At 37.6% G+C, this 24,898-nt stretch carries 25 protein-coding genes; 24 read left to right on the plus strand and 1 reads right to left on the minus strand.

What is annotated here, in order from left to right; genetic code table 11:
• Nucleotides 1-2: 2 nt before the first annotated feature.
• The 17 genes from V6S17_RS01635 (at nt 3) to V6S17_RS01715 (ending at nt 16,555) form a co-directional block, all read left to right on the plus strand.
• Nucleotides 3-392, plus strand: coding sequence for a hypothetical protein (locus V6S17_RS01635; RefSeq protein ID WP_029090771.1), 390 nt, complete (start codon nt 3-5; stop codon nt 390-392).
• Between the two features lie 12 nt (nt 393-404).
• Nucleotides 405-914 carry a phage major tail protein, TP901-1 family gene (locus V6S17_RS01640; protein ID WP_029090770.1) on the plus strand — a complete coding sequence of 170 codons (510 nt, stop codon included), beginning with the start codon at nt 405-407 and terminating at the stop codon, nt 912-914.
• Between the two features lie 40 nt (nt 915-954).
• Complete coding sequence (locus tag V6S17_RS01645; RefSeq protein ID WP_029090769.1) at nt 955-1,302, plus strand: tail assembly chaperone; 348 nt, start codon at nt 955-957, stop codon at nt 1,300-1,302.
• 107 nt (nt 1,303-1,409) lie between these two features.
• Nucleotides 1,410-1,649 (plus strand): hypothetical protein, encoded by a 240-nt coding sequence (locus V6S17_RS01650; protein ID WP_211250313.1) that lies wholly within the window; start codon nt 1,410-1,412, stop codon nt 1,647-1,649.
• 15 nt (nt 1,650-1,664) lie between these two features.
• Entirely contained in the window at nt 1,665-3,689 is a 2,025-nt protein-coding gene (locus V6S17_RS01655) for a tape measure protein (protein WP_036042196.1), read from the plus strand.
• Nucleotides 3,690-3,700: 11 nt separating this feature from the next.
• Nucleotides 3,701-4,468 (plus strand): distal tail protein Dit, encoded by a 768-nt coding sequence (locus V6S17_RS01660; RefSeq protein WP_029091996.1) that lies wholly within the window; start codon nt 3,701-3,703, stop codon nt 4,466-4,468.
• Entirely contained in the window at nt 4,465-7,212 is a 2,748-nt protein-coding gene (locus tag V6S17_RS01665; RefSeq protein ID WP_069124559.1) for a phage tail tip lysozyme, read from the plus strand. The genes V6S17_RS01660 and V6S17_RS01665 overlap by 4 nt, the downstream gene beginning before the upstream one ends.
• A gap of 20 nt (nt 7,213-7,232) precedes the next feature.
• Nucleotides 7,233-9,851 (plus strand): peptidase G2 autoproteolytic cleavage domain-containing protein, encoded by a 2,619-nt coding sequence (locus V6S17_RS01670; RefSeq protein ID WP_029091884.1) that lies wholly within the window; start codon nt 7,233-7,235, stop codon nt 9,849-9,851.
• A gap of 14 nt (nt 9,852-9,865) precedes the next feature.
• Nucleotides 9,866-11,491 carry a BppU family phage baseplate upper protein gene (locus V6S17_RS01675; RefSeq protein WP_051457161.1) on the plus strand — a complete coding sequence of 542 codons (1,626 nt, stop codon included), beginning with the start codon at nt 9,866-9,868 and terminating at the stop codon, nt 11,489-11,491.
• A 1-nt stretch (nt 11,492) separates the two neighbouring features.
• Nucleotides 11,493-11,771 carry a DUF2977 domain-containing protein gene (locus V6S17_RS01680; RefSeq protein WP_036027472.1) on the plus strand — a complete coding sequence of 93 codons (279 nt, stop codon included), beginning with the start codon at nt 11,493-11,495 and terminating at the stop codon, nt 11,769-11,771.
• Nucleotides 11,768-11,917: an XkdX family protein gene (locus V6S17_RS01685; protein WP_080712935.1), complete on the plus strand. Its 150-nt coding sequence runs from the start codon at nt 11,768-11,770 to the stop codon at nt 11,915-11,917. The genes V6S17_RS01680 and V6S17_RS01685 overlap by 4 nt, the downstream gene beginning before the upstream one ends.
• Nucleotides 11,918-12,250 carry a hypothetical protein gene (locus V6S17_RS01690; RefSeq protein WP_051457162.1) on the plus strand — a complete coding sequence of 111 codons (333 nt, stop codon included), beginning with the start codon at nt 11,918-11,920 and terminating at the stop codon, nt 12,248-12,250. It abuts the gene before it with no gap.
• Nucleotides 12,247-12,456: a phage holin gene (locus V6S17_RS01695; RefSeq protein WP_036027474.1), complete on the plus strand. Its 210-nt coding sequence runs from the start codon at nt 12,247-12,249 to the stop codon at nt 12,454-12,456. The genes V6S17_RS01690 and V6S17_RS01695 overlap by 4 nt, the downstream gene beginning before the upstream one ends.
• A gap of 1 nt (nt 12,457) precedes the next feature.
• Complete coding sequence (locus V6S17_RS01700) at nt 12,458-13,774, plus strand: GH25 family lysozyme (RefSeq protein WP_051457163.1); 1,317 nt, start codon at nt 12,458-12,460, stop codon at nt 13,772-13,774.
• Between the two features lie 719 nt (nt 13,775-14,493).
• On the plus strand, nt 14,494-14,661 hold the full coding sequence (locus tag V6S17_RS01705) for a hypothetical protein (RefSeq protein WP_161633712.1): 168 nt from the start codon (nt 14,494-14,496) through the stop codon (nt 14,659-14,661).
• 247 nt (nt 14,662-14,908) lie between these two features.
• Entirely contained in the window at nt 14,909-16,054 is a 1,146-nt protein-coding gene (locus tag V6S17_RS01710; protein WP_029091886.1) for a hypothetical protein, read from the plus strand.
• Between the two features lie 192 nt (nt 16,055-16,246).
• Entirely contained in the window at nt 16,247-16,555 is a 309-nt protein-coding gene (locus V6S17_RS01715) for a TM2 domain-containing protein (RefSeq protein WP_029091887.1), read from the plus strand.
• A 199-nt stretch (nt 16,556-16,754) separates the two neighbouring features.
• Here the strand turns inward: V6S17_RS01715 and V6S17_RS01720 are convergent, their stop codons facing one another.
• Nucleotides 16,755-16,955: a hypothetical protein gene (locus tag V6S17_RS01720; RefSeq protein ID WP_029091888.1), complete on the minus strand. Its 201-nt coding sequence runs from the start codon at nt 16,953-16,955 to the stop codon at nt 16,755-16,757.
• Nucleotides 16,956-17,267: 312 nt separating this feature from the next.
• Between V6S17_RS01720 and V6S17_RS01725 the strand changes: the two genes are divergently transcribed.
• From V6S17_RS01725 to V6S17_RS01755, 7 genes are all read left to right on the plus strand, one after another.
• The gene (locus V6S17_RS01725) at nt 17,268-18,293 is read left to right on the plus strand and encodes a sugar-binding transcriptional regulator (RefSeq protein WP_029091889.1); all 1,026 of its coding nucleotides are present in this window, start codon (nt 17,268-17,270) and stop codon (nt 18,291-18,293) included.
• 47 nt (nt 18,294-18,340) lie between these two features.
• Nucleotides 18,341-19,357, plus strand: a complete 1,017-nt coding sequence (gene gap, locus V6S17_RS01730) for a type I glyceraldehyde-3-phosphate dehydrogenase (RefSeq protein ID WP_029091890.1) — start codon at nt 18,341-18,343, stop codon at nt 19,355-19,357.
• 123 nt (nt 19,358-19,480) lie between these two features.
• Nucleotides 19,481-20,662, plus strand: a complete 1,182-nt coding sequence (locus V6S17_RS01735) for a phosphoglycerate kinase (protein WP_029091891.1) — start codon at nt 19,481-19,483, stop codon at nt 20,660-20,662.
• A gap of 38 nt (nt 20,663-20,700) precedes the next feature.
• The gene (tpiA, locus tag V6S17_RS01740; RefSeq protein WP_029091892.1) at nt 20,701-21,456 is read left to right on the plus strand and encodes a triose-phosphate isomerase; all 756 of its coding nucleotides are present in this window, start codon (nt 20,701-20,703) and stop codon (nt 21,454-21,456) included.
• Nucleotides 21,456-22,985 (plus strand): 2,3-bisphosphoglycerate-independent phosphoglycerate mutase, encoded by a 1,530-nt coding sequence (gene gpmI / locus V6S17_RS01745; RefSeq protein WP_029091893.1) that lies wholly within the window; start codon nt 21,456-21,458, stop codon nt 22,983-22,985. Before tpiA ends, gpmI begins: the two co-directional genes overlap by 1 nt.
• Nucleotides 22,986-23,073: 88 nt before the next feature.
• Nucleotides 23,074-24,369, plus strand: a complete 1,296-nt coding sequence (gene eno / locus V6S17_RS01750) for a phosphopyruvate hydratase (RefSeq protein ID WP_029091894.1) — start codon at nt 23,074-23,076, stop codon at nt 24,367-24,369.
• A 114-nt stretch (nt 24,370-24,483) separates the two neighbouring features.
• Nucleotides 24,484-24,678 (plus strand): hypothetical protein, encoded by a 195-nt coding sequence (locus tag V6S17_RS01755; RefSeq protein WP_141690167.1) that lies wholly within the window; start codon nt 24,484-24,486, stop codon nt 24,676-24,678.
• Nucleotides 24,679-24,898: the final 220 nt, after the last annotated feature.

A 24,898-nucleotide genomic window follows, 5' to 3' on the forward strand; every position in this document is an offset into this window, starting at 1 on the left:
TCATGATAAAAACACGAGATCAATCTATTTTTGATGAGGTTTTTAAGCGATGCCAATCTTTAGGATATGTCACGTACGACTACAAACCAATGAACGAGGTAGGTTATCCCTTTGTTGAAATCGAGGGAACAACAACTAACCACGTTGCCAACAAAACGGATGTTAAAGGTTCTATCGAGCTGACTTTATCTGTTTGGGGTTTGCAGCAAAAACGGAAGCAAGTGTCAGATATGGCAAGCAACATCCTTTACCAATCATCGCTTATACAAGCCACAGACGGCTATTATTGGTCGTTGGGCTATAATCAGTCAACTATCCAACTAATGGACGACACAACAACAAATACACCACTTAAAAGGGCGATAATAACGCTAACTTTTACTGTGAGATAAGGAGACTATAAAATGGCAGAAGCAAAAAAAGGAATTGACGTAATACTTTTGTATCGAGTATTGAAAAACGAGGCAAAAGAAGCTGCATGGAAAATGGCATTTCAAACTGAACACAGCAATGGAAAAAGCCGTGATGCGGATTCTACTGCAACCAAAGATGGTCCTATCCAAAATATGGCAGCTATCGAGTACGATTTTTCGGCAACTTCTATTGTCGCAGTCGGTGACAAACATATCGACGAATTAGACGATGCATTTGATAACAGCGAATTAATCGAAATTTGGGAAATTGATAAGGCTGAAAAAGGAACTGACACAGATGTCGATAAGTACAAAGCAACATACTTTCAAGGTTATGTATCAAGTTTTTCTAAAACACCTAACTCTGAGGATGCTTTGGAACTTGAAATCGAGTTTGCGATTAACGGCATCGGACAAAAAGGTTATGCAACATTAACAACAAATCAAGCTGAAGTTGTATCTTATGTGTTTAAAGATACTGTCAAGGTAGAAGGAAGCTAGGGAAATCCTAGCTTTTTTTAATTTAAAGGGGGAATTTAAAATGGAATTAAAAATCAACGGTGAGATTAAAAACTTTATTTTTGGAATTAAATTTGTACGAGAGTTAGATAAGAAGTTCTTTATTGAGAACAACGGTATGAAGTTTGGTACAGGTTTATCAACGAAACTAATTGAAATTCATTCAGGCAGCATTGTAGCGCTTGCTGACGTTTTGTATTGTGCAACATCAACAGAACCCAAGCGACCGTCTTTAGAAGACGTTGAACAGTATTTAGAGACATGTGAAGACATCGAAAAAGTGTTTGATGATACCTTAGCTGAAATCGAAAGCAATAACGCGGGAAAGCTAATAGCGAGAGATACGAAAAAAGCGATGAAAGCGAAGTAGAAGTAGATTCATTAGAGAACTATGAACAAATCATCATCAACTGTTTCAGATACCTTGACATAGCAGATTTAAAAACAATAGAACGCATGTCGCTATATGAATACACTATGAAAATGACTGCTTTTAAATTAAAGCTAGTGGATCAAGAGTATATATTGCATAAGACAGCTTGGTTAGCACAACAAGTCAAAGCTACTAAAAAAGTTGGTAAGGATATAAAACCTTATTATCAATCTTTCGATAAGTTTTTCGACTATGCAAAACAAGAGCGTTCTGCTTTAGGTGAAACAAACGAGGAATTAAAAGACAGTAATTTATCTAACTTGCTTAGGAAAGCGAATAAATAAGAAAGGAGGTTAAATATGGAAACTCATAAAATTGAAGCCATACTGAGCGCTGATGACCGTAATTTCAGTTCGGGTATGTCAAGAGCTGAAAAAGCGGCAGGAGCTGTCGGTAACGGTGCTGATAAAGCTGGTAAGGCAACAGGTAGAATGGGCGTTGGTTTAGGCACTATGCTCAAAGGTGCAGGAGTTTTTGCTATCGTATCAGCAGGTATTAACGGAGTTAAAGGCGCTACTAGTGGAGCTATAGACCGCTTCGACACACTTAATAACTCCACAAGGTCTTTTGAAAACATGGGCTTTAAAACAAAAGAGATAACAGGGACGATGGATGCTTTAAAAGGAAGTATTCAAGGCTTGCCAACGCCTTTAGATGGAGCTATAAAGAACGTTCAATTATTAGCTGCTTCTACTGGTAACTTAGGCAAATCCCAAGAAGTGTTCGCAGCGATGAATAACGCTATATTAGGATTCGGCGGAACAACAGACCAAGTCCAAAATACAGTCACTCAGTTATCACAAGCGTTATCTAATGGCAAGGTCGATGCTGAAACATGGAACTCAATGATAAACGGCGGTATGGGTCCGACCCTAAATGCTTTAGCTAAGACATTCGATATGACAACAGGCGAAATGAAAGCAGCGTTATCAGACGGAACGATTTCAGTAGAGCAGTTCCAAGATAGCTTAATTCAGTTGAATGAAAAAGGTGGAGGCGGATTGAAGCCTTTATCTAAAATCGCACAAGATGCGATGGGTGGTATTAAAACTGGTATATCTAACGCAAAAACAGCAGTGGTCAGAGGTCTAGCTACTGTTATAACTGCTATTAACGATAACTTACAAAAGATGAACTTGGGTTCTATCGGTGAAATTATCGGTAAAATCGGTAGTTCATTTGAAGGAGCAATGACGACATTTGCTGCTTATATACCTGTTTTAATGGGTAAAATCGGGGCGTTTGTTTCGTTTTTTAAAGCACATAGCGAAACAATTATTCCGATAATAAAAGTTGTAGTTGCTACTTTGCTAACGTTCGGAACTTTAGTATCTGTTATCAGAGCAGTGCAGAATGCGATAGTTGCTTTTAACCTTGTTATGACCGTGATGACAGGCCCTATAGGAGCTGTAATATTAGCTATCGGTGTTTTAGTGGCTATTGGAATGTATCTTTATAATAATTGGTCGTCTATTGGTCCATTGTTGAGCGGTATATGGCAAACTTTTAAAGATACGACTGTAGCAATATTCAATAGTGTTGTTGAATTTTTCAAAAAATGGGGACCGATGATGTTAATCGCTTTGGGTGGTCCAGTGGTATGGATCGTGGCACTAATCGTTAAAAACTGGGATAAAATCAAAGCAGTAACTTCAACAGTTTGGAATGGCATAAAAGATTTCTTTATTGGTTTGTGGGATGGTATAAAATCTATCTTCTCTAATGTGTTGAATTGGGTTGTCCGATTCGTTTCATCTCAATTTTACGCTGCTGTTGGCTTGGTCAAAAGTATTTGGGGCGGCATTTCTGGTTTCTTTAGTGGAATGTGGGATAAAGTCGTTGGTCTTTTTCAAGGTGGCGTGAACAATGTCAAAGGTTGGATAGATAAACTTTTAGGCGTATTCAATAAGATAAAAGAGTTTAGCTTGGCTGATGCAGGTCGTGCGATTATTGACGGCTTTGTTAACGGTTTGAAAGCAGCATGGGAAGCTGGGAAGAAATTTGTTAGTGGCATCGGGGATTGGATTAAAGACCATAAAGGACCAATTTCTTATGACAAGAAACTTCTAATTGAGAACGGACAAAGTATTATGTTCGGTCTTGATAAAGGCTTACAGGGTGGATTTGGTGATGTTATGGGAAACGTTAACGGCATGGCAAAATCAATCGGCAGTTCTTTTACAGCAGATGCTAACCAAGCTAACAAAACAGCAGTCACGCCTTTGGATTTATCCGTTAAAATTGGCAAGCAAGATTTTAAATATTTTGTTGAAGATATTTCACAACAAATGGGCGGAGATGCTCAAATAAACAAACAGTTCTAGGAGGTGAGTATTTGTATTATTTTAAGGACACAAAAAAATATCCACTCGAAACATTTAAATTCATACCGACATCCGCCATGTTTTATGACGGATTACTACTGGAAGACTTAATCGAGGGTTACACAACTTTAAAGGTTGAAGGACGAGAGATGACTTCACTGACTATCGACAGCACAGCTGTTAAAGTGGGGGCAATTGTAAGCAATCAAAAAATAAACACTCGTTCTATCACTGTCACATACCAGCTTAAAAACAAGAGCAGTCAAGCTATACAAGAAGATTTTAAAAAAATGATGGCGCATTTATATCGTGAAGAAGATGTTGCTATTTATTTTGAGGACGAACCGACAACGCTTTATTACGGACGTTACCAATCTGCTGAATCTGTCGATGGTAGTAGCAACAGTATCATTAGTTCATTTACTATATTCTGTTCAGACCCTTATAAATACGGCTCTCAAATCGTTTCTGCAGGAGTTATCAATACAGTGTTACGTCAACCAGTAATGCCGATGAAAATAGAAGCAACGGTCACTAAGAGTGGACCTATGAAGATTGTTAAAGGTAGTCAATCGATAAGCATGTCACGAGCTAATTTCAAAGTAGGCGATAATGTTGTTATTGATTTTGTTGTTGGGAAAGTATTTGTCAATAATTTAAACAGAACTCGATTTCTAGATTTAGATAGTGACTTCTCGAACTTTAAATTGAATTCAAACGATAAAATTACATGCTCGTCAGCTAATTTGAAAATATACTACAGGAGTGTTGATTTATGAGTGTTTACTTTTTTGACAATAAACAGCAATTAATTAAAATCAAGAACAGCAGAACGTTATTACAATGTTTACAAGAAAAAGAAATCACAAGCGATAAATCAGACTTGATGAAAGATATATTGACTGTTAGCTGTTTGCATGATGCGGAGCTTGAACAGTGCCATTTCATGGCTGTTAGAGAAAGCAAGGGCATTTACTCGCTTTATAAAATTTTAGAAGAAGAAATTGATTCTGAAATAATGAACTTTAAAGGCGTCAACTTCGGAGCTGAGGAGCTTAACAATTACGTTGTATCTGATGCACGTCCAGTTAAGAAAACAATCACAGATATAGTTAAGCAAATTTTAACTTACACTGATGACGAGTGGCTGATGACTGGTGGTGTCGATAAAATAGGTAGTGCTAATTTTTATTATACTTCGGTTAAAGAAGCTTTGAAAATAGTGCAACAATTAGGTTGTGAATTACTGTTCTTTTGTGACATTGATGGCTCTGGAATATCCAGTAAATGGGTAGAAGTGAGAGAGAGAATCGGAAAAGAAAGTGATGATCGTTTTGAAGTAGGCTCTACAGCTATAAAAGTCGTTAAAACAAAAGACCGAACCAATATCGTTACTAGCCTAGTTGGTCGAGGAAAAGGCGAAGAAGTTGGCGATGGTTACGGCAGACGATTACAATTCGATACAGTCGAGTGGACAAAGCCTGTGCCAAAGCCAAAAGGACAAACTTTCATTGAAATCAAAGAACTTACTGAACAATATGGCATCCCCACAAAAACTGGAAAGATGCGAAAGCGTGAACAAGTTGTTATTTTCGATGATATAGAGGATAAAAACGAATTGTTAAACGCAACGTATCAAACGTTATTAGATAATTCTCGTCCTTTAATTCAATTTTCTAGTGAAGTGATTGGTGCTAGCTCGATTGGCGATATAGTGACTATCCATGATTATGATAAAAACTATCATTATCAAACTCGTGTGTTTGCGATTAAAAACGACATCCTTAATAACAAAATCGAATCTAGTTTAGGCGACAATCTAAAAGGGTCGTCAGCATCTAATCAGTTATCAAAAGCAAGCAGCGGTATATCAGAACTAAAAAGCATGAAGATGAATTTTTACGATTCAACAGAAATCAGCAAATGGCAAAGCGATATTATTCGTGGAGCAAAAGGCGGTTCAGTGCTATTGATGTCACCGTGGGACACGAATAAAGGGAAATCAAGAGAGCCTTATCAGATGGTTATCATGAACAAAGGTAGCCTAAAAGAATCCAATCACTTCTTAGTGATGAACTCGGAGGGCATCGGTTTTATTAATGGCGATTTTGATAAAGATAAATTTGAAACAGCTTGGACAATCGACGGTACTTTTAATGCTAAATTTATACGCGCTGGTGTGTTAAGCGGTATTTTGATTAAAGGTAATATTATAAAATCTTCTGATGAAGGTGATTTCCAAATTGTGTTAGATGGAGGCGAACTTACTTTTGAAAAGAAATACGACAGCGAAGATATTGACGATCAGCACGGCCATCCTATGCTTACTATGAAAGCACTATACACAGACGATAAGCTTAACGGTATCTCTATGGTGCAAATACCTAACTACTCTTTCGGCATAAATTCGGGAGGTTTGATGGTATCGAAACCAGTAATTGAAATACCTAAAGAGTCAACGATTGACAGTAGAAAGTTGAATCTTTTTGGAGAAGTTAGAGTGGTAGGTGACTTTTATGTCAACGGTGTAAAAATTGACAGCAACGGTGGAAGTGGCGGTAGTGGTGGCGGCTCTGGTGGCTGGAATGGTCAATATCCACCTGAGATAACAAGTGACGTTGATAAGCGAGCTTGGGCTATTTGGAGTACGTTAAGAGGGCATGACTACAGTAAAGCGGCATCTGCAGCTATACTCGGAAATATACAAGGTGAATCGGGTCCTCAAATGAACCCCGACACAGAACAAGTCGGAGGTCCTGCGTACGGACTTGTTCAGTGGGATGGTTCAGCTTATCCACTTGTTGGTCAACCGACCTACAATGGTCGTGAATACGTTCAAAGGCTGATGAAAGCTGCAAATATCGCTGACGATTACAGAACAATTGGGTCGCAAGTTAATCTAATTGAATGGAGCATGAAAAACGGTCAGTGGATAGGCGCAGTAGAACCTAAAACAGTCAGCGGATTCAAGGCTTCAACATCGCCACGAACAGCAGCAAGGGCATTTCTTTATAACTTTGAAAGACCTGCAACAGGTCATCCCGAACGTGAAGATTATGCGCAGACTTGGTATGACAAGTTTAAGGATTTAAAACAGCCTGGTGGAAAATACGGCATGCCAGTTGGGCCAGGTTATCAAATAACTTCGTGGTTTGGTAATCGTGACAATCCGAAAGACCCAGGTAACCTAGAAACACATAAAGGCATGGACTTCTCAGATAAAGTCGGAAGCCCTATTTTTGCGGTTGAAAACGGGGAAGTTATCGCTTCATTACCAACAGCATCAAGTGGTGGTTTTGGTGAATATATTGTTATCAAACATTCAGACGGTAACTTTACAGGTTACGCACACATGACGTTGAGAATGGCAAGTCAAGGTGCTAAAGTATCGAAAGGTCAACAAATTGGGACTATGGGTTCTACAGGTGAATCAACAGGGTCTCATCTGCATTTTAGTGTAGGCGATGGCCTTTTTGGTAACTATCAAGACCCAGCTCCTTATTTAGGATTGAAAAGGCCTTAAAAAAAGAAAGAGGTGCAAAAATGGTTGAATTAGATAAATATTTACCTGTTAATCGTGAGGAAGCTTTTCGCAATGGAGTAAATAAAAATTTCGCGAAAATAGAACAAGGATTTAGTCAACGCGATGCAGTGATGGCTAATCACCAAACAAGTCAGAAAAGAGCGCATGATTCCGGGCAAATTACGCATGACGGATGGACCATTGAAAAAGAAATGAAATATCGTGCTGCACAAGTAAAAAATCTTGTGGTTGGAGCAAACGGTGACGGTATAGCTGAGACGAAAGATGCGCGAGTTGATTTATATGCAGAAATACATGCAACTTTATCAGAAAGGCTTTTATCAGACTTTAAACGATTAACGAAAAGATTAGACCGTGTTGTACATGTCGATGATTTTGGAGCTGTAGCAGACGGTAAATCTGATAGCACACAAGCGTTTAAAGATGCGCTATCTGGCGGTAACGTTAGAGTGCATATCGGCGCAGGGACATATATTGTTAACGAAAGTGTCAAAATGCCCTCTTATAGCCAATTGATTGGACAAGGACAAGGTATTTCAGAAATCAAGTTATCTGATGATGCACCGGCAAAAGAATTGGTAATTGTTAACGCTGACTTCAAAACACGAAAAAATACGCATATACACATTCGGGATTTAACAGTAAATGGTAACAAAAAAAGACAAGGTGGAGTTTTAGCGCCTGCGGGCGGCTCTAAGTCGTCAGGTATACGTTTAGCAGGTGTTAGGTATGGATACATTGAAAATGTAGATACAAAAGCAACGCTTTTACACGGTATTGACATAACAAACGCAACAGTTGACGAAGAATATCCTTATACAGGCGATGGCACTCGTGGCAACGATACAGGAAGTCAATATATTTGGATTGATAATTGTACAGCTACAGATTTCGGTGATGACGGCATTACAACTCACCATAGCGACTATTTGCAAATCACTAACTGTTATTCCCATCATCCCACACTAAACGATGACGGTACTGGACGAGGCAATAACAATGGATTCGAAATTGACGACGGTAGTCGCTATGTATTCTTAGCTAACAATAAATCGGAAGAATGCTTTGGTGGACTTGAAATTAAAGGACACGCAGATATTAGTGCTGCACAAGGTATATTTGTTAACGGTCATACATCTATTAGAGATAATCGTTCGTATAATTTCCGACATATCGGTCACCATTCTGCGACAGATGAAGAAAGTAAAACAGCGTACGACATCGTAGCTAAAAACATAGTATCTCTTTATCCTTACGAAAATAATGTTTATCAAGGTTCCAAGTCACGCGCTTTAGTTGTAAGTGCATATAAAAATGTAGTAATTGATGGCTTTACTGCGATTGGTGATAAAACACATTCGGACGATCAACCTGTTATCGCCTTTCAATACCGTTCTGAAAATATTACGTTTACGAACGTTAATATTCGAGGATTTGTCAATGCATCAGAAGATATAAGCATCATTGGCGGTGGTAATAGACCTGCAGGTGTCACGCTATCTAATATCAATATTTATAAATCGGCAAAAATTGGTATAAGCAATGGTTCTAGCATTTACGATACTAAAATTTCTGGTGCAAGTCTTGTTGGAAATGGAGGTTTAGCGATTGTAAGTTATAACAACACATTACAAATTATCGCTGTTACACAGTCGGGATACGAAACAGCAGCAAAAATAGCAGGTCGTGATTACGCTTATATGCCTACAGTGGTAAAGGGTGGTTTTTCCGCAGCGAGTACATCCGCTGGTTCGCTTCATGAAACTGCGGCAGTGATAGCATCTACAGGCGCATCATATGCTCATGACACAAAAACTTGGCTTTTGGGTGTTTCGGATGGCGCTAACGCGTATGGCTCACGTGCAGGGATAATAAACTCATTAAACAGCGAAACAGAAAAAGACGGTTATGCTCAACTTGTTTTTAACTCAAACGGAGTTAAAGCGCCAGGGAATTATCAGGCAGTTGGCGGATATGGAGAAGGAGAAGCATCCACATCCAATGTTAAAATCAATCTCAACACTTTTAACGGAAATATTAAATCAGCAGGAACAGTCACAGGGTCATCGTCATTTGCTGATTACGGCGAATATTTCGAGAGCCTTTCGGGTGAATCGATTCCAAATGGAACAGTAGTAGCATTATCAGGTCGTTATATCGTGCCAGCGGAAAAAGGAGATAAACCGCTAGGTGTAATTTCTGGTACAGCTGGCATCGTTTTGGGTGAAAATACTTATCACCACAAAGGCAAATATCTAAAAGATGATTTTGGCGTTACATTGTATGAATATAGAGATATTGTGGAAAATCATACAGATGAAAATGGTGATGCTTTTGAAAACAAAGTCACTCGTTGCATGCCAGTTGAAAATCCAGATTATGATAGCGACCTGAAAGAATCATATGCGTCTCGTTCGGAACGTCAAGAATGGAACGTGGTTGGCTTGTTAGGTCAAGTCTATGTGCGTATTGACAACACTGTAGAATCAGGTGATAGTTTAGATTTTGAAAAAGGGCGCGCGACGAAAAGTGATAACGGACATTGGCAAGTAATGAGCATCACAACACCTTTTGAACTTTCAAAAGGATACGGCGTTGCGTTAGTTATTGTTAAATAAAGGGAGGTTTATAGATGAGCATTACAAAAATAGCAAAAATGACGACAGAAATAACTGCAGATTATCAAAAACTAAGCGACTTAAATGTCGCTTTTTATAATCAAGATATTAATACATCGATTTTACAGTTTAATGTGACACGCAACGATGCGCCAGTTCCTTTAGGTAAAACTAACGTTGATGGTTATATCGTTTTGCTGCATGAGGATGGCAGCCGCATACAAGACAACCTTGTGATTGTTGACGAAATGGAAGGTGCTATTCAATACACAATCCCACGCGAATTTTTAAAGCATACTGGCAAGGTATTAGGACAAGTATATGTTGCTGTCAAAGGTGTAGACGACACAGCAGTTATGCGACAGTTTAGTTTTGATATTGAGCAGGATTTAATGACAGCTTTTAGCTCAACTAAAAAGTTAGAGTATATAAAAACTTTTGATGATTTACAAACGAAAATAAAGCAGCGTGTCGAGGCTATTGAAGAAGCAATTTCTAACGGAGAAGATTATGTCGCTCAAATGATCGAAACGCTTGATACAGGTAAAAAAGAGATTGCTGCTACTGTCGTAAAAGCTAATGCAGACATTAACAAAGTAGCTACTGGTGCTACTAAAAACATTACTGATACTAGTAATACAGCAGTTGCAACTGTAAATGCCAAAGGTGATGCAGTTTTAAAAACATTCGCAGAGAATGGACAGACGTCAAAGATTACATCTGATAATGGCACATCGCTAACGTTGAATAATTATGACTTATTAAACATCGAAGATATTAAGAATTTTGATGGATATGTTACAAAAGCAACAAACAGTCCGACAGTAGTTAACGACGGCTACCTCAAACGTAAATATAGAACAGGATATATTGAGGTCGCTTACAGTCCGTACAACGCAAATGTGACATACCGCAACGCTTACCATTTCGGAACTAAAGTTTGGTTCGGGTGGGAGAAAATTATCTCTCAATCTGACACAAGCACGTATCAAAAACAAAAAATTACGAATGATGCTGGTGACGCAAAAGTATACCTATCCGGCACTACAACAGATGTGTATGCAGAGTTACTTAAACTAGAGAAAGGTTTTTATAGTGCTTACATCGGCTCAACAGCTGCCAATTCAGCGGAATCTACAGTCCGCGGCTACGTATTTGTACAAGAAAAAGGTCGTTGGATAAGTGTTTCTGGAGTTGGGTCAAATAATAAAACTTATTCTCTGCATTTTGCTGATGGTACGTGGACAGGCTGGGAATCTGCTGTAAAAGCGCAAGAATTAACAGCAATTAAACCAGTGACTTTGTGGCAAGGCTCTGCAAACAGTGTGTCAGACACTGCTTACAATCTTACTGCAGCTATTAACACGTTTAGAGTTGCTATGGTAACTTATAAAACTGCATCAGGCAACAACAAAGTACAAACGTTTAGCGTTGCAACAGACAGTAATCGTATAGTTATCAGCGAAACTAATATAGCTGACGCTGATGCATCTTCAGCTTTGATTTACGAGTGCCGAATCGATACATCAGCATCGACAAGCTTTAAAATCATCGCAGACAATATTTTCAACATTAAAACTAGCGTTGCAACAACAGATGCAAACACACACACGATACTGAAAATCGAAGGAGTGATGTAACATGCAAGTATTATTAGATGATAAAAAAGCAATTTTAGCGTATGCAGTCGTCGGCGAAATCGATGGCGCTGTACAGATTGACGATACACAAATCCCGATTAATTTTGAGGATGATTTCAAGCCTCTTTATTTTGTGTTAAAAAATGATGAAGTAATTAAAAATGAAGATTTTGAAAAAAATGATGAAGTAATCGGCGACGACGAAGTGCCGACCATCGAAAGAATTTCACAGTTAGAAAACTTAGTTTTACAGTTATTGAGTGGAGGTGATGAGCTATGATGACTTTTTTATTGAGCATGTATAAACAAAAACGTATTGATAACGAGTATCTAAAAAAAGTCGTTAAAAACGGTCATATCACAGCAGAGCAATACAACAACATTACAGGGATTGATTACACCAAAGAACAGGCGGGAGATGATTAGGTGGATTTGAACGAATACTTAAAAGGTATCGCATCGCTCGTATCATCTATTATTGTCGTTGGCGGCGCTTTAATTTGGATTTACAAGAAGTTGGTATCTGATCCGGACAAAAGAATAGCAGAACAGATACAACGCGAAAACTCTGAATCATTAAAAAAAACAGTTCAGCCGCTAACGCAATCAATCGAATTACTGAACAACAATCTTAAACAATCGGAAAAGGATAGAGAACAGCTTAATAAAAAGGTTAACTTGCACGACAACGTTCTAAACAATCACGAAACACGTATTACTGTTTTAGAAGAATTTAAAAAAGGAGTGACCGATAAATGAAAGTAAATTGGCACAGCAAAATTTTATGGACATCACTAACAGCACTGTTTGTTGTATTTATACAGCAAGTGGGTGCTGTTTTTGGTTGGTCTTTTGACAGTGAAAAAGCGCAACAACTAACAGGAATCATCAATACAGTATTAACGATTCTAGCAACACTAGGAATCGTATATGACACAACAACTAACGATGAAAAAGGAGAATAACATGACAAAAACAATAAAATTAATTACGGCAGGTGTTTTAGCAGCAGGACTATTTTTAGGGAGTATTGTCACAGTGTCAGCAAATGATATTAAAAATCCCAAGATTGCGGATGTATCGGAATGGCAAGGCAACATTAACTGGTCGCTTGCTAAGGACGATTTAAACATGGCTATCATTAGAGCGCAATACGGAACAAACTACAAAGATAAGTATTTAGACCGCAATCAATCAGAAGCAATCAAACATGATGTGCCATTTGGGACTTATGCATACGCACGTTATATCAATGCTGCTGATGCAAAAACAGAGGCACGAGCGTTGTATAATCGCACAAGTGATAAAGCAAAGTTTTACGTTATCGATGTAGAAGAATTTACCGTCACATCTGGAACGATGCGTGAAGCAACAAATGCTTTTGTGAAAGAATTACGATCATTGACCAATAAAAAAATCGGGTTATATGTAGGACATCACACTTATACGCAATTTAATTTAGATACTAGCAAGTTTGATTTCGTTTGGATTCCTGCTTATCGCTCATGGGAACCCGACTATAAGCACGACATTTGGCAATACACTGATGGCGGACAGGTAAAAGGTATTGTTGGCGGTGTTGACTTAAACAAGCTATCAAACGCTGATAAACCACTCTCATACTATGTAGGAAAAACAGAGGCGAACGAGCAAGCTAATCAATACACTGCCGGCGGATTTAAAGTTAATCAGCAAGTGAAATTAAAATCAACAGCTACGAAATACCACACAGGTCAAAAAATCCCTGATTCAGTTAAAAATAAAAAATATAAAGTACTAGAAACAAAAGTAGTTGCTCAATCACACTCAAAACAAGCTGTATTGCTGAGTGGCATTAATAGTTTGGTATTAGCACAAGATGTCGCTAAAGTAACTACTGCAGCAACTGGCAGCTATTACAACGCAAATCCTAAGCGTGTCACACTCACTAAAGCATCCACTTTGCGTAAAATCAATGCGCAAAACGGTAAAGATTGGGACAAGCAGTCAAACAAAGTCGCTAACTTTAAAAAAGGCACAGAATTTGTGATTAAAAGCATCAAAAAATCAAGTGCTGGAACACCTCGTTTAGTCACTCAATCTGGACACTTACTCACTGCTAACAAATCGTATGTTAAGCAAGTATCAGCAACGCCTACAAAACAGTATCACACTGTAAAATCGGGCGATACAGTAAGCGCAATAGCAACTAAATATAAAACTACAACATCAAAAATTAAGAGCTTAAACAAGCTATCAAACGTTAACAAAATCTATGTCGGTCAAAAATTACAGGTAAAATAAAACTAAAGCCCCCAGCTCCTTAGAGTTGGTGGCTTTTTTGTTTATTAAATATTATTTTAGCAATTGTTGACATTATTTTGACAGGAAAGGAACAAAAACACCGTTAAATGCTTCTGTATCAATCTTTTTCCACGCAATATGATTCCCCCCGAGGGCATAAAAAGCACTTTAGAATGAAGATAAACATCAATCTAGGTCGTTAATCCGCATTCATTCGGAATTGCGTACCCTGATGTACGCGCAACGTCATTCGTTTGTCGAGCCTACTATTCTTAAATTTTCAGTTGAATTTTGGTATTTAGTAGATAAAATATTTGAAAAGTTATTGTATAATAGTTTGGAAATTTTCGATTGTGAAAATTCGAAAAAAGAATAATCGTATACGAATATCTGAAGTGGGCACTGTGTCAAATAGTGTGGATGAGAAAAAACAGATTAAATTAACAAGCATTTTGGATTGTAGATCAAATTCTACAATCCTTTTTTGCTGTTTTCTTATCTGCTTAAGCATTAGAACAAAGAAGAATTCGATTATGGAAATTAATCAGGTTAAAAAAAGTTTTATTCAGTTTTTTTTTATGAATGGTATAGATATCGGTTAGTAAGTAAATTAATTCAATTTTTTTGTTTAACTTTATCATAACTATTTTAAAATAATTTGCGACTATTTTTTTTGATAACTATAAATGATTAAAGGTCATTTTTTAATAGGTATTTATATGTTAAAGTGGTTTATAAGTGCAACAAATATACGGCTAGTATTACTGCTGCAAAACTGGAACAGAACAAACCTGTGGAAAGGTGCGAGTAAAATCAAACAATATAAAGTAACTTCTAAATTAGGAAAAAATGCGACAACAGCTAAAAGAAAATCGGCAGTTGCATAGGGCTTAAAGCAAAAAGGAGAGCCTTATAAACTTAAAACAGCTTTGACTAATGAATCCAGTTGGTATTGTTCGAAACTTACTCACAAAATGTTGGATAAACAAGGATATGATCTGAGAGCTGATATCTTGAATTTTTATGTAACGCCATCAAATATTAAAGATGATTTAAACACAAGAGAAGTTAAAAACTGGGGTTCGAAATTACCGTCCGCTTACTAGTTTTTAAATTTAATAGAAGGGGTGTCTTATGAAGTTGAAAATTCTTTTGCTTATTTTCATCGTTATCTTAGCTGGATGTTCTCAACCAGAAACGAAGGAAATTACTTCTGAAAAAATAACGAACTTTAAGCCGGGTTCATCAGGTAATTTATTTTTATTTTATCCGTCTGATAATAGGGTGTCACAGTTGAAAACCTATGTAAAAGAAGTGGATAATGCAGGTGAAGTTATAAACGTTTTTTCGATTGAGGATGCTGATTTTAGACGCGCAGAACCTTTTCAAAATCCGCTTTATCCCAATACAATTTATTTGAGTTTATTTGGTGAGGCAAAAATCGAAAATTTTTTCTATGAGTTTGATTTAGATACAAAGACTTTTGCAAAGAAAAAAATAGACTACTTTAAGGAACCGCTAGGGGTGTCTAATGTTTTTCACTATGGTAAACAGTTGAATTTTTCAACCATTTTATCGCATGAAACGGGAGAGAAAAACGAAAAGGATGGTCTTTTCAATGTTTCTATTTCTAATATCGATTCAGAAAAAACTGTCGAAACGCCTTATGGTGCTTCACCGGCATATACACCGTTACTAGGGTTTAATAATAATGTGTTTTATGGTGCTAATCTTACATTGAATAAAAAAGATGAGTTCACTGGGAAGGGCATTGTTTCAACTAATCTAGAAACGGGGGAATTTAAATTTTTAAATCCTGAGAATGATACGACTGCTTCGTATCTACCTTTTTATACAAATGATGATTTTATGTTCTTCTTATCTGATAGTGGTGTTTTCTATAAGTATGATAAAGACATGCGCGTTACGCATCACAAGTTTTTAACGTCTGAACAGCTCGATAAGGGCTATAGTATTGATATTGAAAATAAACCGTTATTTATCAACAAACATGAGGCGTTATATACGGTATCTCATTCAAAAACGGCGCTTCTTTTGTTAATAGATATAGATACTTTATCTTTTAAAGAAATACCTATCAAAGGTTCGTATGAATCGATACGTTTAATGTCATATGATAACACCAAAGATGAGATATACATATTGGGCGAAAAGGGGGATTCAGCTGACTTACTAACGTTAGACGATATAACCTTACATATTGAAAATAAATTCAAGGTCGATTATCCGCATTTATTGGATTTCGTAATCAAGTATTGAGTTTAGTTTGATTTCAAAATACTAATTCAGCTAAGAAAATAAGAATGAAAAGTTAAGATAGATACTAATAATCGAGTTCGAAATAGCCCGAAAATGATTATTATGTATAATGTTTTTAAAACACTATTGTATAATAGGGCTTTTTATAGTAACGTTAGATAGGTTAAACTAACTTATTGGGGGTAATCTATAATGAATAATAATTTAAGTATTGAAGAACAACTTTTAGTTAATTCTGAAGTTGCAAAAAAGGGAAAAAATATCGTTTTAGCATATGTTTTAGCAATATTTGTAGGTATTTTAGGAATCCATCGTTTTTATTTAGGTCGTAAAGGATCTGCTATTGCGATGTTAATCATCGGTTTGTTTTCTTTCGGATTAATAACAGGTGTATGGGTAATCGTTGATTTATTCTTAATCCCAGGTATTGTAAAAGAGAACAACGCTGTTATTGAAGCAGAATTAACAAATGAAATTATTGCATCACGTGAACAAAACTAAGTGATGCTAGTCGTATTAAATTATCACAGTAAAATGTGATAAACAAAAACACTTCTTGTAAATTCAGTTTTCTGAATGCGTAAGAAGTGTTTTTTGATGCAAAATATCGTACTTTAGGTGAAAAAACAGTACAGTGCGGTTGTTCTTCTTAATTTACAGCATAAAAAAAGCGCTAGCGAGAGGTCGCTAACACCTTGGGCTATTTCTGTTTTTTATCAACAGGTGTTTTTTTCTTTGCCTGAGACATACGGTATTTACTAATATCCATTAATACCATTAATAGAAGCACACCGATAACAATTAACAATAAACTACGATCTATTTTTTGGTCACTGAGTGCAGTGAAGACCAATGCTAATATGGGTAAGATATAATACCAGCCTTTTTTTAGCCAAGCCATGTTTAAACCCCCTCTAAAAATCACTTTCTTCTATAGTAACATGTGGATTATGAGATGTCATATCATAATATCTTTGCATAGCGTTGACTCAACAGAGAAGAGATAGCTTGAATGTGTACTTTTATTGTCAGTAGCTTTACGATTAATTCTAGTTACTAGTTGAAATATTATGTTATATCTGTTATTATAATGGTGTAAGTTAATACTTGTTGCACAGGTATAACTTATAGTGTTTCATTTTTTTTACCTATAGTGGGACGCGAAAATGACCGCTGGGTCAAAAAACGTCCAGATAGCGAGGGATGCCTGAACATGCATGATTTGTTGAAAGTTCAAAAACGTTTAGTACCAGACATGTTCATGGTTATGCAAAAGAGATATCGGATTTTAAGATCGATTTACTTTTCGCAGCCAATCGGAAGACGTGCGCTTGCAGAGATGCTCGACATGTCCGAAAGAGTCTTACGTACAGAAGTTGCTTTTTTGAAGGAACAACAACTGATTACAATGGCGTCTGCTGGCATGTCTATCACAGATACAGGTAAGGAAGTGTATCATCAATTGATTTCGGTTATTGATGAAACATCTGAAATCAGACAACTCGAAGAAGCTTTAGCTGAGAAGCTAGGCATCGCAAGAGTGGTCATTGTTCAAGGCGATAGCGACTCAGCATCTTGGGTAAAACAAGATCTGTGTCGTGAAATGGTTAACGAATTGGACAAAGTTTTAATTGATGGTGATGTTATTGCCGTCAATGGTGGAACAACGATGGCTGAAATTGCTGGGATTGCACCATCAAATTTTGCAAACGGACGCGATTTATTGTTTGTCCCAGCCCGAGGCGGTTTAGGTGAAGATTTAAGAAATCAAGCCAACACAATTTGTTCTCGATTAGCTGAGAAAACACTCACACGTCACCGGGCACTCTATGTTCCTGAACAAGTGACAGAATCGACGTACCGCTCATTACTTGCAGAACCAACAGTACGTGATACATTGAATTTGTTGCATTCAGCAAATGCAGTGCTACACGGTATTGGGGATGCAGTGACAATGACGCAGCGTAGGCATTCAGGTAACAACACTCTCGAGATCATCAAAGAAAAGCAAGCCGTTGGTGAAGCTTTTGGTTATTATTTTGATGAAAAAGGGAATGTAGTATATCAAGTGCCGACGATTGGATTACAACTTGGAGAGTTAACGAATATCCCACACGTTTTTATTGGTGCTGGTGGTAAGTCCAAGGCGAAAGCCATCGCGTCATTTGTCAAACACGCCCCTTATCATGCGATATTATTCACAGATGAGGGCGCGGCACATAAGCTTTTAGAAGGCTAACCCTTTTAAAATATAGAACTTTCAATCATTGAAGGAGGAATTTACTCATGACAGTAAAAGTAGGTATTAATGGTTTCGGACGTATTGGTCGTTTAGCGTTCCGTCGTATTCAAAACGTAGAAGGTTTAGAAGTTGTGGCAATCAACGATTTAACTGATGCTTCACAATTAGCACATTTGTTAAAATATGATACAACTCAAGGTCGTTTTGACGGCGAAGTTGAAGTGAACGATGGTTTCTTCAACGTTAACGGTAAAAAATTAGTTGTTTCTGCTCAACCAGATCCAGCTCAAATCCCTTGGGGAGACTTAGGCGTTGATATCGTATTAGAATGTACTGGTTTCTTCACTACTCAAGAAAAAGCTGAATTACACTTAAAAGGTGGCGCTAAAAAAGTTGTTATCTCTGCACCTGCTTCAGGCGACATGAAAACAATCGTTTATAACGTTAACCACAGTGAATTAGACGGTTCTGAAACAGTTGTTTCTGGTGCTTCATGTACTACTAACTGTTTAGCTCCAATGGCTAAAACTTTAGAAGATTCTTTCGGAATCACTTCTGGTTTAATGACTACTATCCACGCTTACACAGGTGACCAAAACACATTAGATGCTCCAAACCGTAACGGTGATTTACGTCGTGCACGTGCTGCTGCAGCTAACATTGTTCCAAACACTACTGGTGCTGCTAAAGCAATCGGTTTAGTATTACCATCATTAGTTGGTAAATTAGACGGTGCTGCTCAACGTGTTCCAGTTCCTACAGGTTCATTAACTGAATTAGTAACTGTTTTAGACAAAAAAGTTACTGTTGAAGAAGTAAACGCTGCTATGAAAGCTGCTTCTGACGCAATTCCAGAAACATTCGGTTACACAAATGACCCAATCGTTTCTTCTGATATCGTAGGTATTACTTATGGTTCATTATTTGATGAAACACAAACTAAAGTTATGACTGTTGGAGATACTCAATTAGTTAAAACTGTAGCATGGTACGACAACGAAATGTCATACACTGCACAATTAGTTCGTACTTTAGCTTACTTTGCTAAATTATCTAAATAATAACTATCTGAGCTATATACATTCGCATAAGATATGAATATTAGCGGAAACGAGAGTTTCCGCTTTTGTTCAATAGTCGTTTAAAAGCGATGAATTATATAATAAAACTGGAGGCTATGACACATGAACAAAAAAACAATTCGTGACATCGATGTTAAAGGTAAAGTTGTCTTCACTCGCGTTGATTTTAACGTGCCACTACAAGATGGTAAAATTTCTGACGATACTCGTATCCGTGCAGCGTTACCAACAATTAAGTATTTAGCAGACAACGGCGCTAAAGTTTTATTAGCAAGTCACTTAGGTCGCCCTAACGGTGAAGTTGTAGAAGAATTACGCTTAAACGAACCAGCAAAACACTTAGCTGACTTACTTGGTAAAGAAGTTAAAAAAGTAGATGAAGCATATGGTGCTGGCGTTAAAGCTGAAATTGAAACAATGAACGATGGTGACATTTTAGTTCTTGAAAATGTTCGTTTCTACCCAGGAGAAACAAAAAATGATCCTAAATTAGCAAAAGAATTTGCTTCATTAGCAGATATCTTTGTAAACGATGCTTTCGGTGCAGCTCACCGTGCGCACGCTTCTACAACTGGTATTGCTCATGAGATTCCTGCAGTTGCTGGTTTCTTAATGGAAAAAGAGTTAGAAGTTCTTAGCAAAGCAATGGAAAACCCTGATCGTCCATTCACAGCAATTATCGGTGGCGCTAAAGTTAAAGATAAAATCGGCGTAATCGAAAACTTGCTTGATAAAGTAGATAACTTAATCATTGGTGGAGGTTTAGCATATACTTTCGCTAAAGCTAAAGGCCTTGAAATTGGTAAATCATTACTTGAAGCTGACAAACAAGACTTAGCGCTTTCTTTCCTTAAAAAAGCAGAAGAAAAAGGCGTGAAATTCTTGGAGCCAATCGATGTTGTTGTCGCTGATGGATTTGGTGAAGACGTACCGCGTAAAGTTGTACCAATTACTGAAATTCCAGCTGACTGGGAAGCTCTTGATATCGGACCAAAAACTGTTGAATTATACAGCAAAGTCATTTCAGAATCTAAATTAGTTATCTGGAACGGACCAATGGGTGTATTTGAATTAAACGCTTTTGCTGACGGTACTAAAGGTGTTGCTCAAGCATTAGCTGATTCAGATGCATACTCAATTATCGGTGGTGGAGATTCTGCAGCAGCAGCTGAAAAATTCCACTTAGCAGATAAAATGAGCCATATTTCAACTGGTGGTGGTGCTTCACTTGAGTTTATCGAAGGTAAAGTATTACCAGGCGTTGAAGCATTAAACAACAAATAAGAACGAACAATCATTTAAGCTGAAAGGGAGTTTTATTAATGCGTAAACCAATTATTGCAGGTAACTGGAAAATGAATAAAACAGCTGCTAAAGCGGCACAATTTATTGAAGAAGTAAAAGGCAATGTACCGTCACACACTGAAATTGATTCAGTTGTAGCAGTTCCTGCTCTTTTCTTACAAGAAGTTAGTCGTTTAACAGAAGGAACTGAATTACGAGTTGCTGCTCAAAACAGCCATTTTGAAGATGAGGGTGCTTTCACTGGTGAAAACAGCCCATTCGCAATTGCTGATTTAGGCGTTAACTATGTTGTTATCGGTCACTCTGAGCGTCGTGAGTTTTTCAACGAAACTGACGAAGCTGTTAACAAAAAAGCGCATGCTATCTTAAAACATGGTATGACACCAATCATCTGCTGTGGTGAAACATTAGAGCAACGTGATGCTGGTATTACAAATGATTTTGTTGGTGGACAAGTTAAAGCAGCTTTAGCTGGCTTAACTGAAGACCAAGTAAAAGCATCTGTTATTGCTTACGAACCAATCTGGGCAATCGGAACTGGTAAATCTTCAACAGCTGAATTAGCAAACGAAACATGTGCTGCTATTCGTGAAGTTGTAGCAGAAGCTGTTTCTCCAGCAGCTGCAGCAGCAGTACGTATTCAATACGGTGGTTCTGTTAAACCAGAAAACATTGCATCATATATGGCTCAAAGCGACATTGATGGCGCTTTAGTTGGTGGCGCAAGCCTTGAATCTGCTTCATTCTTAGCATTATTAGAAGGTGCTAAATAATGAGTAAATCCCCTGTTGCAATTATTATTTTGGATGGCTTTGGTTTACGTAATGAAACTGTAGGTAATGCAGTAGCACTTGCTAATAAACCAAACTTCGATCGTTACATGGCTGAATTTCCACATGGTCAATTGAAAGCTGCCGGCTTAGATGTTGGGCTTCCAGAAGGCCAAATGGGGAACTCTGAAGTAGGCCACACAAACATTGGTGCAGGACGTATCGTCTACCAAAGTTTAACTCGTATTGATAAAGCAATTGCTGACGGTGAGTTCCAAACGAACCCTATCCTAAACAAAGCCTTTACTCATACGAAAGAAAATGATTCAAACTTACACTTGTTTGGCTTGTTGTCAGATGGTGGTGTTCATAGCCATATTAATCATATGCTATCACTATTAAGCACAGCAAAAGAGCAAGGCGTAAAAAACGTTTATCTACATCTTTTCTTAGATGGACGTGACGTAGCACCTCGTTCGGCATTAGGTTACATTGACACTGTTAATGAAGCTATTGCTAAACTTGGTTACGGCGAAATTGCTACAGTTTCTGGTCGTTTTTATGCAATGGACCGTGATAAACGTTGGGAACGTGTTGAAAAAGCATACAACGCTATCGCAAACGGTGTAGGAGAAACAGCAGTATCCGCAAAAGAAGCAGTTGAAGCTTCTTATGCTGCTGGAAAAACAGACGAATTTGTAGTGCCAACTGTCATCACAAAAGATGGTCAACCAGTTGCAAAACTTAGCGAGAACGACGCTGTTATTTTCTTTAACTTCCGTCCAGACCGCGCAATTCAATTATCAAATGCCTTCACTGACAAAGAATGGGAATTCTTTGATCGTAAAGGACATATCGACAATGTGAAATTCATTACAATGACATTATATAACCCAAGCATTGATGCGGAAGTGGCGTTTGCGCCAATGCCGATGACTAATGTTTTAGGTGAAGTGTTATCAAATGAAGGGTTAGCACAATTACGCATTGCCGAAACTGAGAAATACCCTCACGTTACTTTCTTTATGAATGGTGGACGTAACGAGGAATTCCCGGGAGAAAGTCGTATTTTAATCAACTCGCCAAAAGTTGAAACATACGATTTACAACCGGAAATGAGTGCTTATGAAGTGGCTGATGCGCTGGTTGCAGACATCGAAGCTGATAAGAACGATGCCATTATCTTGAATTTTGCCAATCCAGACATGGTAGGCCATTCAGGTATGGTTGAACCAACAATCAAAGCAATTGAAGCCGTGGATGAAAACCTTGGTCGCGTTGTAGATGCTATCCTTGCAAAAGGTGGAGCAGCGATTATCTTCGCAGATCATGGTAATTCTGAAACAATGACAACGCCTGAAGGCGAACCACACACTGCACATACAACTGTGCCAGTACCTGTGATTGTCACTAAAAAAGGCGTGACATTACGTGAAGGCGGACGCTTAGCGGATGTTGCACCAACGATGTTAGATTTATTAGACGTCAAAAAACCAGTTGAAATGACTGGAGAATCACTCATTATCAAATAAAACATCACTTGATTTTGTTTTTGAGAAAAAACAAGGTAGAATAGAAATGTAAATAAAATAACTTAACTTAAAAGGAGAGAATTATATTATGTCAGCTATTATCGATGTATATGCACGCGAAGTCTTAGACTCACGTGGTAACCCAACAGTAGAAGTAGAAGTATTCACAGAAGCAGGCGGCTTTGGCCGCGGAATCGTTCCTTCAGGAGCATCAACTGGTGAGTATGAAGCAGTTGAATTACGTGATGGCGATAAATCACGTTACTTAGGTAAAGGTGTTACTAAAGCAGTAGCAAACGTTAACACTACAATCTCTGAAAAAATCATTGGTATGGATGTAACTGACCAACCAGCACTTGACAAATTAATGATTAAATTAGATGGTACTAAAAACAAAGGTAACCTCGGAGCAAACGCTATTTTAGGTGTTTCAATTGCAGCAGCACGTGCAGCAGCAGACGAATTAGGTATGCCTCTTTACAAATATCTTGGTGGAACAAACGGTAAAGTATTACCTGTACCAATGATGAACATCATCAACGGTGGTTCTCATGCTGATAACAGCATCGACTTCCAAGAGTTCATGATTATGCCAGTTGGCGCTCCTTCATTCAAAGAAGCATTACGTATGGGTGCAGAAATCTTCCACGCATTAGCTTCTATCTTGAAATCAAAAGGTTTAGCTACTTCTGTAGGTGACGAAGGTGGTTTCGCTCCTAACCTTGGTTCAAACGAAGAAGGATTTGAAGTTATCATCGAAGCAATCGAAGCAGCTGGTTACAAACCAGGTGAAGACGTATTACTTGCTATGGATGCAGCTTCTTCTGAATTCTACGACAAAGAAAAAGGTGTTTACGTATTAGCTGATTCTGGCGAAGGCGAAAAAACAACTGCTGAAATGATCGATCTTTACAAAAACTTATGCGAAAAATACCCAATCGTATCTATCGAAGATGGCTTAGATGAAAATGACTGGGATGGTTTCAAAGAATTAACTGTTGCTTTAGGCGACAAAGTTCAATTAGTTGGTGACGATTTATTCGTTACAAACACTGAAAAATTAGCTGAAGGTATTGAAAAAGGAATCGCTAACTCAATCCTTATCAAAGTTAACCAAATCGGTACATTAACAGAAACATTTGATGCAATCGAAATGGCTAAACGTGCTGGTTATACAGCAGTTATCTCTCACCGTTCAGGTGAAACAGAAGATTCAACAATCGCTGATATCTCTGTAGCTTTAAACGCTGGACAAATCAAAACTGGTTCATTATCACGTACTGACCGTATTGCAAAATACAACCAATTATTACGTATCGAAGATGAATTAGAAGATTTAGCTGAATACCATGGTAAAGCAACATTCTACAACATCAACAAATAATAAATGACTAATAGGAAAAGCCTCACTCCCGCAAGGGTGAGGCTTTTTTGCTGTCCTTGTTACTGTTATCGTAGCGGATTTATCCGCTTTACGAGAACAGTAGGGGTGCTGACATTGTTGCGAATATATGAGCTTACAAAGACAGTATGGGACGGAGCGCAAGCGAGTACCAATCCTTATGCCTTTATCGTTGCGAATTTATTCGCTTTACGAGAGTACCAAACCTTCAAGCAATTGAGTGTTAATTCCTTAGAGCAGGCGAGTGCCAATCCTTATGTTAATTACTTAAGAGTACCAATCTTTTGCTAATATCCCAACGTGTTCATCTGATTTTTAATTTATAAATATATATCATGTTCTATAATTTAGTGTGCTAGCGACATATAGTCAGCGACGCACTAAATTATAGATTTTTTTATGAATTTAATTTGAGAATAAGAGCATTCAGATGAATTAAAAGAGATGAAAAATGTGATGGAAGATTATTATCTTAGTGGATTGAAACAAAGTGAAATTGCTAAAAAAATAA

This window comes from Brochothrix thermosphacta DSM 20171 = FSL F6-1036, from assembly GCF_036884295.1.
Taxonomy (GTDB): Bacteria; Bacillota; Bacilli; order Lactobacillales; family Listeriaceae; genus Brochothrix; species Brochothrix thermosphacta.

Excerpts from the sequence above, each read along its gene's own strand:
- V6S17_RS01695 (WP_036027474.1), top strand. The coding sequence starts at position 12,247 with ATGAAAGTAAATTGGCACAGCAAAATTTTATGGACATCACTAACAGCA.
- V6S17_RS01650 (WP_211250313.1), top strand. The coding sequence starts at position 1,410 with ATGAAAATGACTGCTTTTAAATTAAAGCTAGTGGATCAAGAGTATATA.
- V6S17_RS01645 (WP_029090769.1), top strand. The coding sequence starts at position 955 with ATGGAATTAAAAATCAACGGTGAGATTAAAAACTTTATTTTTGGAATT.
- V6S17_RS01710 (WP_029091886.1), top strand. The coding sequence starts at position 14,909 with ATGAAGTTGAAAATTCTTTTGCTTATTTTCATCGTTATCTTAGCTGGA.
- V6S17_RS01715 (WP_029091887.1), top strand. The coding sequence starts at position 16,247 with ATGAATAATAATTTAAGTATTGAAGAACAACTTTTAGTTAATTCTGAA.
- gap (WP_029091890.1), top strand. The coding sequence starts at position 18,341 with ATGACAGTAAAAGTAGGTATTAATGGTTTCGGACGTATTGGTCGTTTA.
- V6S17_RS01665 (WP_069124559.1), top strand. The coding sequence starts at position 4,465 with ATGAGTGTTTACTTTTTTGACAATAAACAGCAATTAATTAAAATCAAG.
- V6S17_RS01685 (WP_080712935.1), top strand. The coding sequence starts at position 11,768 with ATGATGACTTTTTTATTGAGCATGTATAAACAAAAACGTATTGATAAC.
- V6S17_RS01725 (WP_029091889.1), top strand. The coding sequence starts at position 17,268 with ATGCATGATTTGTTGAAAGTTCAAAAACGTTTAGTACCAGACATGTTC.
- V6S17_RS01705 (WP_161633712.1), top strand. The coding sequence starts at position 14,494 with ATGTTAAAGTGGTTTATAAGTGCAACAAATATACGGCTAGTATTACTG.
- eno (WP_029091894.1), top strand. The coding sequence starts at position 23,074 with ATGTCAGCTATTATCGATGTATATGCACGCGAAGTCTTAGACTCACGT.
- V6S17_RS01640 (WP_029090770.1), top strand. The coding sequence starts at position 405 with ATGGCAGAAGCAAAAAAAGGAATTGACGTAATACTTTTGTATCGAGTA.
- V6S17_RS01670 (WP_029091884.1), top strand. The coding sequence starts at position 7,233 with ATGGTTGAATTAGATAAATATTTACCTGTTAATCGTGAGGAAGCTTTT.
- V6S17_RS01720 (WP_029091888.1), bottom strand. The coding sequence starts at position 16,955 with ATGGCTTGGCTAAAAAAAGGCTGGTATTATATCTTACCCATATTAGCA.
- gpmI (WP_029091893.1), top strand. The coding sequence starts at position 21,456 with ATGAGTAAATCCCCTGTTGCAATTATTATTTTGGATGGCTTTGGTTTA.
- V6S17_RS01680 (WP_036027472.1), top strand. The coding sequence starts at position 11,493 with ATGCAAGTATTATTAGATGATAAAAAAGCAATTTTAGCGTATGCAGTC.
- V6S17_RS01675 (WP_051457161.1), top strand. The coding sequence starts at position 9,866 with ATGAGCATTACAAAAATAGCAAAAATGACGACAGAAATAACTGCAGAT.
- V6S17_RS01700 (WP_051457163.1), top strand. The coding sequence starts at position 12,458 with ATGACAAAAACAATAAAATTAATTACGGCAGGTGTTTTAGCAGCAGGA.
- V6S17_RS01735 (WP_029091891.1), top strand. The coding sequence starts at position 19,481 with ATGAACAAAAAAACAATTCGTGACATCGATGTTAAAGGTAAAGTTGTC.
- V6S17_RS01655 (WP_036042196.1), top strand. The coding sequence starts at position 1,665 with ATGGAAACTCATAAAATTGAAGCCATACTGAGCGCTGATGACCGTAAT.
- tpiA (WP_029091892.1), top strand. The coding sequence starts at position 20,701 with ATGCGTAAACCAATTATTGCAGGTAACTGGAAAATGAATAAAACAGCT.
- V6S17_RS01635 (WP_029090771.1), top strand. The coding sequence starts at position 3 with ATGATAAAAACACGAGATCAATCTATTTTTGATGAGGTTTTTAAGCGA.